This is a genomic window from Chroococcidiopsis sp. [FACHB-1243] (assembly GCF_014696895.1).
In the GTDB taxonomy this organism is placed as follows: Bacteria; Cyanobacteriota; Cyanobacteriia; order Cyanobacteriales; family Chroococcidiopsidaceae; genus Chroococcidiopsis.
This window is the reverse complement of record NZ_JACJQX010000022.1, coordinates 70296-86419: the sequence shown is the minus strand read 5'-3', so window position 1 is coordinate 86419 and position 16124 is coordinate 70296. Positions and strand designations below refer to the sequence as shown.

At 45.5% G+C, this 16124-nt stretch carries 8 protein-coding genes and 2 pseudogenes; 3 read left to right on the top strand and 7 right to left on the bottom strand.

All coding sequences use genetic code 11. The features are described 5' to 3' along the window. Positions 1–109: 109 nt before the first annotated feature. Positions 110–2530 carry a response regulator gene (locus tag H6G17_RS17535; RefSeq protein ID WP_192159278.1) on the bottom strand — a complete coding sequence of 807 codons (2421 nt, stop codon included), beginning with the start codon at positions 2528–2530 and terminating at the stop codon, positions 110–112. 261 nt (positions 2531–2791) lie between these two features. Here H6G17_RS17535 and H6G17_RS17530 point away from each other — a divergent pair, with 261 nt between their 5' ends. Then, on the top strand, positions 2792–4870 hold the full coding sequence (locus H6G17_RS17530) for a heavy metal translocating P-type ATPase (RefSeq protein WP_192159277.1): 2079 nt from the start codon (positions 2792–2794) through the stop codon (positions 4868–4870). An 88-nt stretch (positions 4871–4958) separates the two neighbouring features. Here the strand turns inward: H6G17_RS17530 and H6G17_RS17525 are convergent, their stop codons facing one another. From H6G17_RS17525 to H6G17_RS17515, 3 genes are read right to left on the bottom strand one after another with little or no spacing between them, the layout of a single operon-like run. Continuing rightward, a complete protein-coding gene (locus H6G17_RS17525) occupies positions 4959–5456 on the bottom strand; it encodes a hypothetical protein (protein WP_192159276.1) in 498 nt (165 codons plus the stop codon). A 57-nt stretch (positions 5457–5513) separates the two neighbouring features. Further along, positions 5514–8633 carry an efflux RND transporter permease subunit gene (locus tag H6G17_RS17520; RefSeq protein WP_192159275.1) on the bottom strand — a complete coding sequence of 1040 codons (3120 nt, stop codon included), beginning with the start codon at positions 8631–8633 and terminating at the stop codon, positions 5514–5516. Between the two features lie 6 nt (positions 8634–8639). After that, a complete protein-coding gene (locus tag H6G17_RS17515) occupies positions 8640–8783 on the bottom strand; it encodes a hypothetical protein (RefSeq protein ID WP_192159273.1) in 144 nt (47 codons plus the stop codon). 201 nt (positions 8784–8984) lie between these two features. Here H6G17_RS17515 and H6G17_RS17510 point away from each other — a divergent pair, with 201 nt between their 5' ends. Continuing rightward, positions 8985–9779, top strand: coding sequence for an aminoglycoside adenylyltransferase domain-containing protein (locus H6G17_RS17510; RefSeq protein ID WP_192159271.1), 795 nt, complete (start codon positions 8985–8987; stop codon positions 9777–9779). Between the two features lie 243 nt (positions 9780–10022). On the opposite strand, the pseudogene H6G17_RS34720 reads toward H6G17_RS17510, so the two are convergent. Then, positions 10023–10730, bottom strand: a pseudogene (locus tag H6G17_RS34720) (multicopper oxidase domain-containing protein); the annotation flags it as partial. A 65-nt stretch (positions 10731–10795) separates the two neighbouring features. Here H6G17_RS34720 and H6G17_RS17500 point away from each other — a divergent pair. Beyond that, positions 10796–11719, top strand: coding sequence for a transposase family protein (locus H6G17_RS17500; protein ID WP_192159270.1), 924 nt, complete (start codon positions 10796–10798; stop codon positions 11717–11719). 152 nt (positions 11720–11871) lie between these two features. Here the strand turns inward: H6G17_RS17500 and H6G17_RS17495 are convergent. Together H6G17_RS17495 and H6G17_RS17490 are read right to left on the bottom strand one after the other, a co-directional pair. After that, a pseudogene (locus H6G17_RS17495) lies at positions 11872–12657 on the bottom strand (multicopper oxidase domain-containing protein); the annotation flags it as partial. A 330-nt stretch (positions 12658–12987) separates the two neighbouring features. Next, the gene (locus H6G17_RS17490) at positions 12988–16113 is read right to left on the bottom strand and encodes an efflux RND transporter permease subunit (protein ID WP_192159269.1); all 3126 of its coding nucleotides are present in this window, start codon (positions 16111–16113) and stop codon (positions 12988–12990) included. Positions 16114–16124 lie beyond the last annotated feature (11 nt).

The window sequence follows — 16124 nt, the reverse complement described above, 5'->3', positions numbered from 1 at the left end:
ATCTTTCAGCCTGCAATTCAATCCAATGCAACTTCTTCCAGAGCGATCGCCCAGAACAAAGTGCTAGCTTTTCCTTACTTTCTGAGCTTATGCAGACAATCTGAGGAAGTTATGAGGAAGCGAGAATAGAGCTAGGGGTTCCTCCCGCAGAGAAAATGCAATCGCATCCAGCTAACTTGGACTGATGGAGGGCGGCTAGTGCAGCGCGACATAGAGAATCTAGATCGATCCCGTCATCAGGATATTGAGCAATACCAGCGCTAACCGTAACCCGAAACCGATGAGTGCGATCGGTTGACGTAAACCATTGTTGGCGGATAATTCGCGATACTCTAGAAAGTCTCTCTATTCCCTCCGCTTTAGTTGCGCCGTATAGGGTGACGACAAATTCTTCTCCAACCCAACGGGCTACCACAGCCTGTTGTTGAAAAGTCTGCCGCAGTAACTGCCCGCATTGACGCAGTACGATGTCTCCAGTGCTGTAGCTATAGAGGTCGTTGATTTGCTTCAAACAATCTATATCTAGAAATGCTAAACAAAGCGGTTGACCTTGTTGACCAGCTAGGCCAAGCAGTTGGCTAGTGGCTTGCACAAACTTCTGGCGGTTGTACACCATTGTCAGCGGGTCAATCTCAGTCATATTCCGCAGGAGTTGAATGCGTTCCAAGCGATTGAGGATGCGGGAAATTAATTCTGGACCCACAATAGGTTTACTAACGAAGTCGTCCGCACCTACAGCAAACACTTGATTTACTATGGAGCTATCTGTATGAGCTGTCAAGAAAATAATCGGCAAACGTCCCCAGCGGGAATCGTTGCGGACAATTTGACAGAGTTCGATGCCGCTGACATTCGGCATTCCGACATCCAAAATTAGCAAATCCGGTAGCGTGGCTTCTAGAGTCTGGCAAAACTGCTGTGGATCTTCTAGCGTCGTGACTTGTAGCCCCCAAGGTTCTAATAAAGTACGCAGAGCAGCGAGGATTTGGGGATCGTCATCTACTACCATGACGCGGACTGCTGTACCACCATTAATTCCTATCTGCCGAAACATTTCTACTCGTTGCTGTACCTGTACAACTGCTTCCAACGCTTGGGTTGGAGTGACTGGCTTATGCAAAAAAGCTTGTCCACCGAGTCTAGCCACTTCCAATCGCTCGGTTAAACTAGCTTCGGCAGTACAGACCAATACTGGTATGGGGGGTGTCCAGTTTTTGAGTTTTACTAGCAACGTTAGGCTGTCTTCTGTAGGTTGGGCAATAGTAGGATCGAACAGAGCAATGGAGGGGATTTGTTCTTCCAGTCTAGTTGTTGCTTGAACGAGGGTGGAAGCGATCGCTCCTCGAAATCCCCAGCTAGCGGCTTCCTTCACGACTTGTTCTGCCCAAGGGCGATTGCGATCCACTACCAACAATAGGGGGCGAGGATCGCTATCATCTATAGGTTCCTCATCAGCCTCTAGGTTCAATTCTTCAGGGGATTGTTTAACTTCCTGGTGCAGAGCAGCCACCAATTCGCAAAGACAAACAATCTCGTTTTGCTTTAGCGATTCGCCTACCTGAAGCATCCGTTCAATCCGGTTAGCTAGTTGAGAACCTTTGGGAAAGCCAAACGTACCCAGCGAACCGGATAAAGTGTGGGCTTCCTGTTCTGCGTGCTGCCGCAACTCCCGATCCAATGCCTGATTCATCAAAGCAGTAGCAGCTTGTTGGAGTATTTCTATCTGTTTGTTAACTCTTGCTTTGAATCGATTCCAAACCTCGGATAGGGCTGTTAGCGTCTGCTGCTCAATCGGTTCGTCCTTAGCAGTAGATGGCAAATTAAACGATTCTAACTGCCGATTTTTAGCTTTCAACTCCAAGGGTTTTAGGCGATAACCAATGCCATAGACAGTCTCGATCGAATCAGCCGGAGCGCCTGCCTTTCTGAGTTTTTGTCGTAAAGTTTTAATATGAGTTCTCACGGCATCTTCACTAGGAATATCCTCATATGCCCACAAATGGTCTTGGATCGCACCATAGCTAAACACTCGCCGAGTATTGCGTAAAAATAGTTCTAGCAGCGCGTACTCTTTAGGGGTGAGTGACAGCAAATTTTCTGCATACGTCACTTCACCCGTTGCTGGATTTAGTTGCAAGCTTCCCCACTCTAGAACTGGAGCAGGATTAACGCTTGCTCGACGTAGTAGAGCACGGATGCGAGCGAGTAACTCCTGCTGTTCAAAAGGTTTTACAATATAATCGTCTGCTCCAGCATCTAACCCAATTGCTTTATCTTGGCTGTTATCCTGACCTGTAAGCAGCAGAATTGGCATCTGATAGCCGTGCGATCGCAGTCGCTGGCAAAGACTAATGCCATCTAGTTTAGGTAATAAAACATCAAGTAAAATTAGGTCGTAGTCATAAACTTCAATTAGTTCCCAAGCTATTTGTCCATCTACGGCAACTTCTACAACATAGTTATGGCTAGAGAGAAGTAGAGATAGCACGTTAGCAACAGCTTCGTCATCTTCAACAACTAAAATCTTCACAACCTATTCCAGATGTTAAGTAGTAGAAAGTACAGCGTTCCCTACAACTGGTCGCGATAATACCTCCACATATTAAATTTTTGCAGGTCGGGATGAAATCAGGATGAAATAACGGTTTAAAGCTAATATTTTGCTATAAATCTTCTCTATTCATCGCATAGTTTCAGTCATGAGGAAGAGAGTTAAAAAGCGATTGGCAGCTTAACATTTTGATATCGAAAATCATTGGGTTTGTTGTTTCCACTGATGGAGTATTAAGAAATGCAACACGATCGCGATCGTCGCGGACATTCAGAACACCAGCACCGCAGTACTACAAACGTGCAAGACAAACCCAAAAACTACAGCGAACATGAAAGACACGAGCGGCATGGCGAACACGACAAGCACGCCGGACACAATCCAGAAATGTTCAAGCGACGCTTTTTCATCTGCTTGCTGTTAACGCTTCCAGTACTGTATTTTGCACCTTCATTTCAAGAGTGGTTTAACTATCAGGCAATACAGTTTCCTGGCTCAGCTTGGGTTACGCCCATTTTGAGTATCATTATTTACTTCTACGGCGGTTGGGTCTTCCTGCGAGGAGCGTGGCGCGAGCTGAGATCTAGAATTGGCATGATGACCCTAATTGCCTTAGCAATTACCGTCGCCTTTGTTTACAGCTTGGCGGTTTCTTTTGGGTTGCAGGGCGATCCATTCTACTGGGAATTAGCAACTCTGGTGGATGTGATGCTGCTCGGACATTGGATTGAAATGGCATCGGTTCAGGGAGCCAGTCGCGCGTTAGAACATCTAGCCGATCTCGTTCCTGCGACTGCACATCGGTTGGCGAACGGGAGAATAGAAGATGTCCCTGTAAGTCAGCTAAGCGAGGGGGATTTGATATTAATTCGTCCTGGCGAACAAATGCCGATTGATGGAGAGGTAACTGAAGGTGCTTCTAGCGTGAACGAGGCATTTCTCACTGGCGAATCCCGCCCAGTTACGAAACAAGTCAGCGATGAAGTCGTAGCGGGGGCTGTAAACGGCGAAGGCGCTCTGACTGTAAAAGTCACGCGCACGGGCGAACAAACAACACTCAGTCAAATTATGCGGCTGGTGGAGGAGGCGCAAACTTCGCGGAGTCGCTATCAAGCTTTGGCAGATCGGTTGGCTTATTGGTTAACCTTAATTGCGATCGGGGTAGGTACGCTGACATTTATTGTCTGGCTGTCAGTAGGTTCAGCCCTAACTTTTGCGATCAATCGCGCTGTTACAGTCTTGGTTATTACTTGTCCCCATGCGTTGGGACTAGCAATTCCACTCGTGACTGTTAATGCAACATCAATGTCTGCAAAACACGGTATTTTGGTACGCAAGCGAGAAGCCTTCGAGCGTGCTAGAAGCATTAAAACTATTGCCTTTGACAAAACTGGAACTCTGACTAAAGGTGAGTTTGGCGTACAGCGAATTTATGCTGAAGGAATTGGCGAGTTGGAAGCACTCTCGATCGCCGCTGCTTTAGAATCGCTGTCAGAGCATCCACTGGCACAGGCAGTTGTGCAAGAAGCTGAGGCGCGTAATTTGGAGATTCCCAAGGCGAATGAGTTTCAGGCGATCGCGGGGAAAGGCGTAGAAGGTCAAGTCAATGGCAAACGTTACCGAGTTGGCAGACCTGAATGGGCAAAGGAGTTGAATCTCATCTTTGCTGACAAACTCCAGGCAGGATTGACAAACATTGAAGAACGGGGGGAGAGCGCGATCGCCTTACTAGACGATCGACAATTACTCGCCCTGTTTGGGCTAGCAGACCGAGTAAGGGAACAGGCGCGTACCGCCGTGCAGCGGCTGCAAGAAATGGATATTCAAGTTGTGATGATTACTGGAGATGCCGAGGCAGTGGCGAAGACAGTTGCCACGGAGCTAGGTATCGACCGCTACTACGCCCGCGTTTTGCCCCAAGATAAAGCAGCAATTATCCGCAAGCTGAAAGCTGAAAAGCCTACAGCTTTCGTAGGCGATGGCATTAACGATGCTGCTGCTCTGTCTGAAGCTGACTTAGGACTGGCGATTGGAGCAGGAACTAACGTGGCGATCGAGTCAGCCGATTTGGTTTTGGTTAACAGTAATCCCTTAGATGCCACCTATGGACTCAAGCTTGCTAAGGCAACGTACAACAAAATGATCCAGAATTTATTTTGGGCTACGGGTTATAACGTGGTGGGAATTCCTTTAGCGGCTGGAGTTGCCGCTCCATTGGGTATTTTGCTTTCTCCTGCCGTGGGAGCGTTGTTCATGAGCCTGTCTACCGTCATTGTGGCAATCAATGCCATGCTGCTCCGTCGAGTGCGCTTGACCTGAACATCTAACCTAAGTCAGGACACAGAAGTTGTGTCCTTGACTGTGGTGTGAGAACCGATTGTCTAATTAGCGATACTATCCGATCGGATTACTGCTTAAAACTAAAACGTCCGTTTACCTTTTCACCTTTAACATCGGCAGTAACTTTCATTTGATACTGACCAGTTGCTTTCCCAGGCAGTAAGGTCGTATAGTGCTTCCCGCTAGGATCGTATTTAAAACTTAAGTTTTTTTGGGTTCCGTCAGGCGACTGAACTTGAGCCGTGACTTTAGCATTAGGAATTGCTTCGTGATTGTCCCCTCTTTGTAAATACAAATCTAAGTGAGTTCCATTCGCTTCTTTTTCAGGCACTAGCTCTAGGTGGTAAGCTCCTGCCTCTACAACCTGACCGCCTTTTTTACTTTTACTATCTTTAGATGCACCTGCTTTCTCGCTGACTAATTCAGTTTTCGCCACTACAATTTCCGCAGCTTTAGTATTTGAGCTGCTGGCGTAACTAGTGGCGCGATCGCTATGGCTAAAAGCTCCTAAAACAAGCAGTCCTAAACTACCTAGAGCGATCGCGCCAAATTGCAATAATTTCATTGATTGACTCCTGACTTGAAACGGTTAAAGATCGAAAAAATTAGCTGACAAGTAAGTTTATACAGGTGAACCTTGAGCAGCTTCAATATTTTGTATTGGTACAGTCTTTTTGGGAACCAAAAACTTGCCAAATAGAGAATACAAAGCTGGGATGACTAATAGTGTCAAGGCTGTTGAGGTAAACAATCCACCCAGCACCACGACTGCCAATGGCTGCAAGATTTCCTTACCAGCACCAGTGCCAATTACCAGCGGCACCATTCCCAAAGCTGATGATAGAGCAGTCATCAGAATCGCGACAAGTCGCTCCATCGATCCATCAAACAGAACTTCTCGCAGAGGCATACCAGTTGCCAGCTTGTTATTGTAGTTATCAACGAGCAGTAGTCCATTACGAGTGGCTACACCGAATAGAGTAATAAACCCTACCATTGAAGCCACGGAGATAATACCGCCACCCAAGGCAACAGAAATTACACCTCCCACTAATGCTAAGGGCAAGTTAATCATAATCATCGCCGTGGCAGGAATTGATTTGACTGCAAAGTAAATCAGTATCGTAATGGCAACGAATGCTAAGATGCCAGCCCAAATTAAGGTTTGGGTAGCCTGCTCTTGCGCCTGAAATTGACCGCCGTATTGAATGTAGTATCCAGAAGGCAATTGCACCTGTTGTTTAACTTGGTTCCGAATATCATTAATGACAGAACCCAAGTCTCGCCCCTGTACGTTAGCAGAAACAACGATTAGCCTGGAAACATTCTCGCGATTGATTGTATTCGGACCCGTGCCATAGATAACTCTGGCAACCTGAGCTAGAGGAATTTTTTGTCCGTTGGGAGTATCGACTAATAAATTCCTAATAGTTTCTAGGTTATTTCTAGAACTTTCTTGCAACCAGACGACGAGATCGAATACTTGTTGGTTTTCTAAAACTTGGGAAATGACTCGCCCGTTCAAAGCAGTTTCAATAGTTTGAGCTAAATCGCCTACGCTTAGACCGTAACGAGCGGCAGCGGGGCGATCGAACTGAATTTGTACCTGCTTAATCGGCACTTGAGGTTCTAGTTGCAGGTCTACAACTCCGGTAACGTTACGCATGGTTGACTCCACTTGTTGACCGATAGTGCGGAGTTGCTCCAAGTCGGGTCCAAAAATTTTCACGGCGATCGCGCTCCTGACTCCAGACAGCACCTCATCCATCCGGTGTGAAATAAAACCACCAATGTTAGCCGCTACTCCTGGTATTTTGGCAAACTCTTGTCGCAGAGTTTCAATACTCCCCTCTCGGTCTTTCAGTCCCTCCTCGCTCAGTTCTACATCTAGTTCCCCAAAGTTAACACCACCCACATCGCTATCGCCAGGGGCGCGTCCCGAGCGCAATTGCAGTGCTTCAAACCGCTTGTCACTTTTGAGAGCATCCTGAATTGCTAGATCGGCTGTATTAGTAGCTTCTAGGGACTCCCCTGGATACAAAGAAGTGGCAACGACTAGCGAACTTTCTTGGAATTCCGGTAAAAATACCCGTCCCAACGATGGTAGTATCACCATCGCCGCTACAAAACCAGCAACGGCAGCAACCAACACGATCTGGGGAAATCGAATTGAAAATCTCAAAGCCGGACGGTAAACTCGATGGGAAAATCGCGCTACCCAGGTTTCCTCATCTGGCAAGCGCCGATTCACCAACAATAGCGCGCACAAAGCTGGAGTTAGCGTCAGCGCCACTAGAGTTGAAGCCGCGATCGAAAGTAGATAAGATAACCCCATTGGTGTAAAGATGCGACCTTCCACACCGGAAAGAGCGAAAATCGGGGCAAAGACAACAGCAATAATGACTGTTGAAAACAGTACGCTGACGCGCACTTCAATCGAGCCATCAAATACTACCTGTAAAGGATTGACTGGCGTTCCTGCTTGCTGATTTTCCCGCAAACGACGGTAGACGTTTTCCATATCCACAATGGCATCATCTACTACCGAACCAATAGCAACAGCCAGTCCTCCCAATGTCATTGTATTGATGCCCTGTCCAGTCCAATTTAAAATCATCATCCCCAGTAGTAAAGACAAGGGCAGGGCGCTCAGACTGATAATCACGGTGCGCCAATTCATCAAAAACAGAATCAGCACGACAGAAACGATGATAATACCATCGCGCAAGGCATCCTCTACATTCTTGAGCGATGCTTCGATGAAATTTTCCTGACGGAAAGTCACATCTACTTTCACATCTTTAGGCAAGCTGGCTTTAATTTCCTCCATTGCCGCTTCTACTGCACGGGTGACTGTGGGGGTGTCAGCTTGTGGCTGTTTATTAACAACTAAAACAATTGCCTTTTTACCATTGAAAGTGGCATCACCGCGTTTGAGTTCTGCACCAATCGTGACATCAGCTACCTGACCGAGTAGCACGGGCGTACCATTTCGAGCTGTAATTGCCGATTGCTTCAGCTCGTCAATCGACGCAATCCTTCCAACTCCTCGCACTAACATTTCCTGGTCTGGGTTGATTAAAAATCCGCCAGGTGCGTTGACGTTGGCTTTTTCCGTTGCTTCCGCCACCTCTTGTAAAGAGACATTGAAAGCTTTCAGCTTGTCGGGATCGACTAGCACTTGATACTGGCGCACGTCTCCGCCAAAAATCACAACTTGAGTCACCCCTGGCACAGCCAAAAGACGGTTTTTTACTTGCCAATCCACAATCCGTCTTACTTCCATTAAGGGAGTAGTTTCGGAGGTAAAGGCATATTTAATCGCCGCTCCTAGAGGAGAGCTGATCGGAGAAATTTGTGGTGGCTCTACTCCCTGTGGCAACTGACTTTGAGCCTGTTGCAATCGCTCCTGAACTAGCTGGCGGGCGCGATATATTTCAGTGTCCCAACCAAAAATCACTTTCACTACAGAAATACCAACGGCAGAAGAAGAACGTACCGTTTCGACTCCAGGTGTGCCGTTAATAGCACTTTCTATCGGTCGAGTGACGAGGGATTCCACCTCTTCTGGAGCCAGTCCAGGTGCTTCAGTTTGGATTTCTACTTGCGGGGGTGCAAAGGCTGGGAAAACGTCTAGCGGCATTTGAGTCAGGACGCGAAATCCCCATAGGGTAATAATGATGGAGGCGATGACGACTAGCCACCGTTGAGCGATCGACCATTTGACAATAGAGTTGAGCATTATTTTCTAGACCATAGCTGGGACAGCGGCTTGGCGATCGTTGTATTTGTAGTGAGGCACTGTATCTAATGTCCCAAACTCAGATGAAATCGAGATGAAATTTGTCGGGCGATCGGGTTGAAGTTTTGTTACTACACTATAAAGAATCAAGTAGACTCCGTGTTCCTCTACCCCTTCGATTCAGCATGTAGGTGCAGATCGTTGTTGTTAAACTGTGCTTTTGCAGCAAAAGATTCAAAATATGAGTGTTAGATCGCAAAAGTGTGGCGAGAAACGCAAAATACGAGTACTAGGTTGCAAAGCGCGGCTTAATATGAAGTAAGACCGATCTGTTCTGATGGAGCAGATAGTATGCATCAAGGAATTCCTGAAGTAATTCAGCCTGTTTTAGCAGATTACACTCAGATGATGGAGGAAAGGCTCCCTGGCTTTGTGGTGGCATTCTACGTCTGTGGTTCAATTGCACTAAATGCCTTCAATGAGAAGTTTAGTGATATCGACTTTATTGCAGTTGTAATCCATCAAGCTAGGGAAGATGAAATCAAATACTTGCGAAGCATTCATCGAGAGATGCGGGAAAAGTATCCCAAGTGGAAACTGGAAGGAGGCTATCTCCAGTGGGAGGACTTGGGGCATTTCGAGGGAGAAGTTACCCCCTATCCCTACTACTACAAGGATATACTCCATCCACACGGATATCATGAGTTGAACTCGGTCACTTGGTGGGTTTTGAAGAATCGAGGAATCGCTGTCATAGGAACTGACCCCAAAGAGCTTGCTTTTACAGTAGATTGGGACTTGCTTGTTTCTAGAATGCTTGAGAATCTCAATACATACTGGGTGAGCTGGACAAAGAAGCCTATAAGGATAGCTTATCTCTTGACAGATGAAGGGATTCAGTGGTCTATACTAGGCATCTTGCGACAGTTTTACACGCTCAGAGAGAATGACATAACTTCAAAGACTGGAGCAGGACAGTACGCTTTATCTTGCGTGCCACCCAAGTGGCATCGTCTAATTCAGGAAGCGATTAATATCCGAGAAGATAGCAGTAAATCGCACTATACATCCAAGTTAGTTCGGGCGATCGAGTCCGTTAGCTTTTTGAAGTATGTAATAACGTCCTGTAATACATATCTAAACTGAGCGAAAGGCTGGCTAACGTAACTGCATTGGAGCAGATGGAAAGAAGATCCTAGTAGGATAGTAAAGGTTGCTTGCTACTGCTCAAGTGTGTCGTTAATCCTACAATTTTCTGCTAACACTTGCATAAACTCTGGACGTTCTAGCTCAATCTCATCCCGTTTGCAACGATAACAAGACTTTCCCCTGGAGATCTCGATATTTCAATACGCTTGAAGGCAAAAACTTCTATAGTAGGTTTTAACGTCAAGCTTGTATATTCACAATCCCCATCATTCCTAGATCTTCATGATCGAGAACGTGGCAGTGATAAACGGTCTTACCAGAAAAATTGCGGAAGGGAATGCGGATGCGGACAGTTTCGCCACCACGCACTAAAACAGTATCTTTCCAAGCGCGGTAGGGTTCTGGTTTTCCGTTGCGCGTTATGACTTGAAAAGGATTGACGTGCAAATGGAAAGGATGATCCATGCGGTCTGGATCGACGTTAACTAATTCCCAATCTTCGACTGTATTCAATCTGACTTGGGCATCAATGCGATTTGGATCGAAAGCTTTCCCGTTGAACGTAAAGCTCATCCCCATACCAGGAGTCATTTCCTCCTCCATTGACAATTCTAACCGTCTGACTGTCTTCGGTTCTGGTAGAGTTTCTACAGAAATGAGCTGTTTGGGTAAAGGTAAGGTAGAGACAGAACCCTGATAAGTCAGAGTTGCTAAAACTTGAGGATTTCCCTGAGAACTTCCCCCCATTATGTGGCTGCTACCACCCATCATACCCATTTCATCTTCCATCATTTTCATACCACCTCGGTTATAGGGTAAATTTAACAAGCGGTACTGCTTTGGTTCTCTCTCCCCACGCACCAACACCTCTGCTCGTTCTCCAGGCGCAAGTAGCAGTTCTTTGAGTTCCACAGGTTCGGCTACAGCTCCCCCGTCTGTAGCAATTAGACATCTCCAAAATAGTAACGTTCTGTGGTAAAAGAACACTAAGATAAGTTTTTTGGCACAAGAATATGGCTTTAATACTGAATTATATTGAGGAGAACCCTAAAGAAACACAGCGATTAATTGGTCTAGAGTATGGACAGTTGCAACAATTAATTCAAAATGCAGAACGGCTCCATTATGAAAAACAAGCTGCAAGAGAATCCAAAAAAGTTAGAATTATTGCTGGTGGAGGAGGACGTAAACCAAAATTATCCCTCAAAGAACAGATAATTTTATCTTTGCTATATCTGAGACATTTAACGACATTTCAACTTTTGGGCATCTTATTTGAAGTGAGTGAATCAACAGCCAATGATACATTTAACTACTGGTTACCTAACTTGCAAGAATTGTTGCCCTCTAGCTTACTCGAACAAGTAAAAAAAAACGCTGCTGACTATGAAACGATAAAAGAAGTACTGACAGAATATGAATTAATAGTAGATAGCTATGAACAAGTTAGAGAGAGACCTAGAGACAATGAGAAACAAGAAAAGTATTTTTCAGGTAGGAAGAGTAATCATACGTTTAAAAGCCAAATGATTATCTTGCCTAATGGTAGCGATATCGTTGATATTGTGGCAGGTGAACCTGGACCAAAAAGCGATATAACATTGTTCCGTGAAAATCGCACTCGCTTTGACCCAAAGCAAAAATTTAAAGGGGATTTGGCTGATCAAGGAGAAGATTTAATTGAAACTCCAATTAAGAAACCGAGGAATGGAGAGTTAACAACTGCACAAAAGGAAGAAAACAAACAGTTCTCCTCTAACCGAATATATGTGGAACACCGCATCCGCTCCGTGAAAATATTTCGAGTTGTTCAAGATAGATTTAGGCTACATTCCAAAAAATACGAACAAGTAATAATGGCAGTTTGTGGATTAGTAAGATTCCGCATTGGAGCACTCATCTTACCAGTAGAAATAAGTCCTATGCCCTCAAGTTGAAATTAACGCATACAACTCTATGCTTCTGCCTTGTTATCAACACTAAATATCTCAAATCCTTATTTGAGCAGATAGCCTAGGTGATTCGTACTGCTTACATTTGCGCCTTATAAGCTAGTCATAGGGAAGGTTTGATAGTTTTCGGAGATGTCTATTAAGTAAAAGGGATGATTTTCGAGAGCGAGGCGGTAGAACCGAGAAGGTGAAGCATTAAGAAATCGCAAGCGTAGTAAGCCCCCAGAAGCAATAGAGAAAATGGGGTTGATTTGACCGTTGACACTTAGTAGTTCTCCCTCGCGCCCCATCATCATATCCATATGATTTGGAGACTGAATCCGTCCGTTTCGATCTAAAGCAAAATCTTGTAAAACTAAAAATTCCTCTTTCGCAGCTTCGATCTCGGCAATCTCATCCAACTCACCCCGAATAATAAATAAACCTGCTAACCCACCAAATACTTGTTCTGCTACATAACCGTGACGATGAGGATGATACCAAAACGTGCCGGATGGGTGGTTTTTCGGGAGCGTAAATTCGTAGGTCAAACTCTCTTTCGGTGGAATATCGAGGAAAGCATTATCTGCATTGCCTATAGGGGTGACGTGCAACCCATGATAGTGTAGGTTAGTAGGTTGAGAGAGGTTGCTAGTGAAGCGGATGCGGACTGTATCTCCTGCTTGAGCTTCGAGCCGAGGAGCGGGTACTTGTCCGTTGTAGCCCAGAAGAGTTGCTCGTTTGCCTCCCAAACTTATAGAGCGAGAACTTGCTTCTAGCTCTAGTTCTAGTAAACCGTCAGCACTTCTGTAAAGTTTGGGAGACAAGGTTTGGGATTTGAAGGGATTCCTGTTGTTTTGTGCCAATGCAATGCTCGCGACTGATGCAGTCACTGCACTAGCAGTGCTGAGGATAATAAACTGTCGGCGGTTAACTTTTACCATAATCTGTCCTTCACAGGGCAAAGCCTGCAAGATTGAGAGATGAGCCTATAATTTTTTTAGATTCTCCAGAAATAGCTTCTTACCGATGCTACTTATGCAATTAGGATAGGTAGCGATCGCATTTGAGGAATCTACTTACTAATCTCCGACTAAAAATGAAACTGGGATGAAATTGTCAGCAATTCTTCAACATAAAAGCGAGTTTGCCAAATACTAACACCTATCTTTTTAGTTGACTTTTCCATACTTTGTTTATCTTTTTTTAACTTACAAGCAAAAATCTTAGTCAAACTAAATTAAAATCAGTTGTCAAGCAATACGGCTCAAGATTTACTGCTCAAAAGGAATTCCAATTGCCTTGCTATCCTTTACAATTGACGAATTTCGCTTAGGAATCAAAAACTTACCAAACTTGACGTACAAAGCAGGTAAAACTATCAGTGTTAGGGCTGTAGAAGTAAACAATCCACCTAGCACTACGATAGAAAGTGGTTGCAAAATTTCCTTCCCTGCTCCGCCTTGTAAGACTAAAGGTGCTAAGCCTAAAGCTGAGGTGAAAGCCGTCATTAAAATGGCATTGAGCCGTTCCATTGTCCCCTTAATTAGGACATCTTTAAAAGGCATACCTTCACCAAATTTAGTATTGTAATTATCTACCAGTAGCAGACCGTTACGGGTAGCAACCCCGAATAGGGTAACAAAGCCAACAAGGGAAGCAATAGAAATAACTCCTCCAGTTAAAGCTACTGAAATGACTCCCCCGACCAATGCCAAGGGTAAATTAATCATAATTGTGGCGGTAGAAGGAATAGATTTGACTGAGAGGTACATAATAACTGTAATAACTACAAAGGCTATTACACTGGAGATGAGGATATTTTGCGTGGCTCTTTCCTCTGCTTCAAATTGTCCTGCATACTGAATATAGTAACCAGGAGGGATTTGTACTTGTTGTCTAACTTTTGCTTGAATTTCGTTGACTATAGAGCGCAAATCTCTACCGCTAGCGTTAGCAGCAACGACAAGTAGACGCGAAACATTCTCGCGATTGATCGTATTTGGTCCAGTGCCGTTATCAATTGCAGCAACTTGGGCGAGAGGAATTTTATTACCATCAGGAGTATCAATTAATAAATTCCGAATTGCATCTAAATTTTGCCGAGCATCGGGTCTCAACCACACAACGAGATCGAAGGTTTGTTGCTGTTCTAATACTTGAGACACCACTTGCCCGTTGAGTGCCGTTTCGACAAGATCGGAAAGCTGTCCTACTGTATGACCGTAACGAGCAGCCGCATTGCGATCGAACTTAATTTGGATCTGCTCGACTGGCACTTGGGGTTCGAGTTGCAAATCGACAATTCCCTCAACGGTTTTCATCGCCTCGTTCACCTGGCTGCCAAGGGTGCGGAGCTGTTCTAAATCGGGTCCAAAAATCTTGACAGCGATCGCGCTCCTGACTCCCGACAGCACTTCATCCATCCGGTGTGAAATAAAACCGCCAATATTTGGCGCGACTCCTGGTAATTTAGCAAATTCCTGCCGTAGAGTCTCAATACTCTCTTGCCGATTTTTCATTCCCGCTTCGCTCAACTCTATATCTAGATGCCCTGTATTTACCCCAGCCGCATCCGCATCCCCTGGCGCACGTCCCGATCGCAACTGTACGAAAGGAAATCGGCGATCGCCCTTGAGCGCTGCTTGAATTGCTTCTCCAGCATGATTAGTCGTCTCTAGGGATATACCTGGATAAAGAGTCAAGGTATTAACCAGAGTTTGCTCTTGAAATTCTGGTAAAAATATTCTTCCTAAGCTGGGGACAACGATAACTGCTGCTACTAGACTCGCAGCAGCAAAAGCTAAGATAATTCCAGAACGGCGCAAAGAAAAATTTAATAAAGGTTGATAAAGCCGTTTAAAAAATCTGGCAACCCAAGGTTCTCGTTCTGGTAAGCGACCGTAAGGCAGTAAAATTGCACATAAAGCTGGGGTGACTGTCAGTGCAATGACGCTAGAAGCTAAAACCGCAACTATGTAGCCAATACCCATCGGAATAAAAATGCTGCCTTCCACACCACTCAAGGCAAAAACTGGGGAGAAGACAACCAGCGTAATAATAGTAGCTCCGAATACCGAATCTCGTACCTCCTGACAACCATCAAACACGACACTCAGGACGGGACGCGGGTGGGGGGAGTATTTGTTTTCTCGCAGACAACGGTAGACGTTTTCAGCATCGACGATCGCATCATCAACTGCTGAGCCAATTGCTACTGCTAACCCGCCCAGAGTCATTGTATTTAAACCCTGCCCTAGTAAAGCAAGCGCCCACACTCCTAGTAGTAAAGATAAAGGCAATGCAACTAAACAAACAACTAAATTGCGCCAATTCATCAAAAATGGAATCAGAATAATTGCTACGATAATCGCGCCTTCAAATAAAGCCGATCTGACGTTTTCAATCGAAGAATCAATGTAGTTTTCTTGACGAAATGTAGCGGTTACTGCAATATCTTTTGGCAAGCCTGCTTTAATCTCCTCCATTGCCGCTTCAATCGCACGGGTGACAGTGGGAGTATCGGCAAGCGGCTGTTTGTTAATCATCACGATAACTGCCTTTTGACCGTTAAAGCTGCCATCTCCCCGCTTGATAGCTGCTCCGATTTGTACGTCAGCAATATCTTGAATCGTGACGGGAGTACCTTGACGAGCAGTAACAACCGATCTTTTCAAATCTTCAATCGATTCAATCCGTCCGATACCTCGGATTAATTTTTCGCGATCGGGAGTGATGAAATAGCCGCCAGGAGCGTTAACATTTGCCCCACGAGTAGCTGCGACAACACTTTCTAGGGAGATGTTAAAGGCTTTGAGCTTGGCTGGATCGACTAGCACTTGATACTGGCGGACATCGCCGCCATACGCCACCACTTGACTCACGCCAGGAACGGCTAAGAGGCGGTTAGTCACCTGCCAATCGACAATGCGTCGCACCTCCATCAGGGGAGTTGCTTGGGAAGTAAAGGCATATTGCAAAACAGTGCCGATGGGAGAACTAATCGGAGAAATTTGCGGTGTTTCTACTCCATCGGGGAGTTTGCCCTGAGCTTGTTGCAACCTTTCTGTAACTAACTGCCGCGCTTGGTAAATGTCCGTTCCCCAGTTGAAGATGACTTTGACCACAGAAATTCCCGCTGCCGAAGAAGAACGTACCGCAGATACCCCTGGAGTCCCATTGATGGCGCTTTCAATTGGCAAAGTTACCAGGGATTCAACTTCTTCAGGGGCAAGTCCAGGGGTTTCGGTTTGAATTTCCACTTGCGGGGGTGCAAAGCTGGGAAACACATCCAGCGGCATCTGAACTATGGTGCGAAATATCCAAAATGTGAGGACAACTGCACCCAAAATTACCAGCCAACGTCGAGCGATCGCCCACCGAATAATAGCACTAAGCATTGTAGTCGTCT

Excerpts from the sequence above, each read along its gene's own strand:
- H6G17_RS17530 (WP_192159277.1), top strand. The coding sequence starts at position 2,792 with ATGCAACACGATCGCGATCGTCGCGGACATTCAGAACACCAGCACCGC.
- H6G17_RS17525 (WP_192159276.1), bottom strand. The coding sequence starts at position 5,456 with ATGAAATTATTGCAATTTGGCGCGATCGCTCTAGGTAGTTTAGGACTG.
- H6G17_RS17520 (WP_192159275.1), bottom strand. The coding sequence starts at position 8,633 with ATGCTCAACTCTATTGTCAAATGGTCGATCGCTCAACGGTGGCTAGTC.
- H6G17_RS17510 (WP_192159271.1), top strand. The coding sequence starts at position 8,985 with ATGCATCAAGGAATTCCTGAAGTAATTCAGCCTGTTTTAGCAGATTAC.
- H6G17_RS17500 (WP_192159270.1), top strand. The coding sequence starts at position 10,796 with ATGGCTTTAATACTGAATTATATTGAGGAGAACCCTAAAGAAACACAG.
- H6G17_RS17490 (WP_192159269.1), bottom strand. The coding sequence starts at position 16,113 with ATGCTTAGTGCTATTATTCGGTGGGCGATCGCTCGACGTTGGCTGGTA.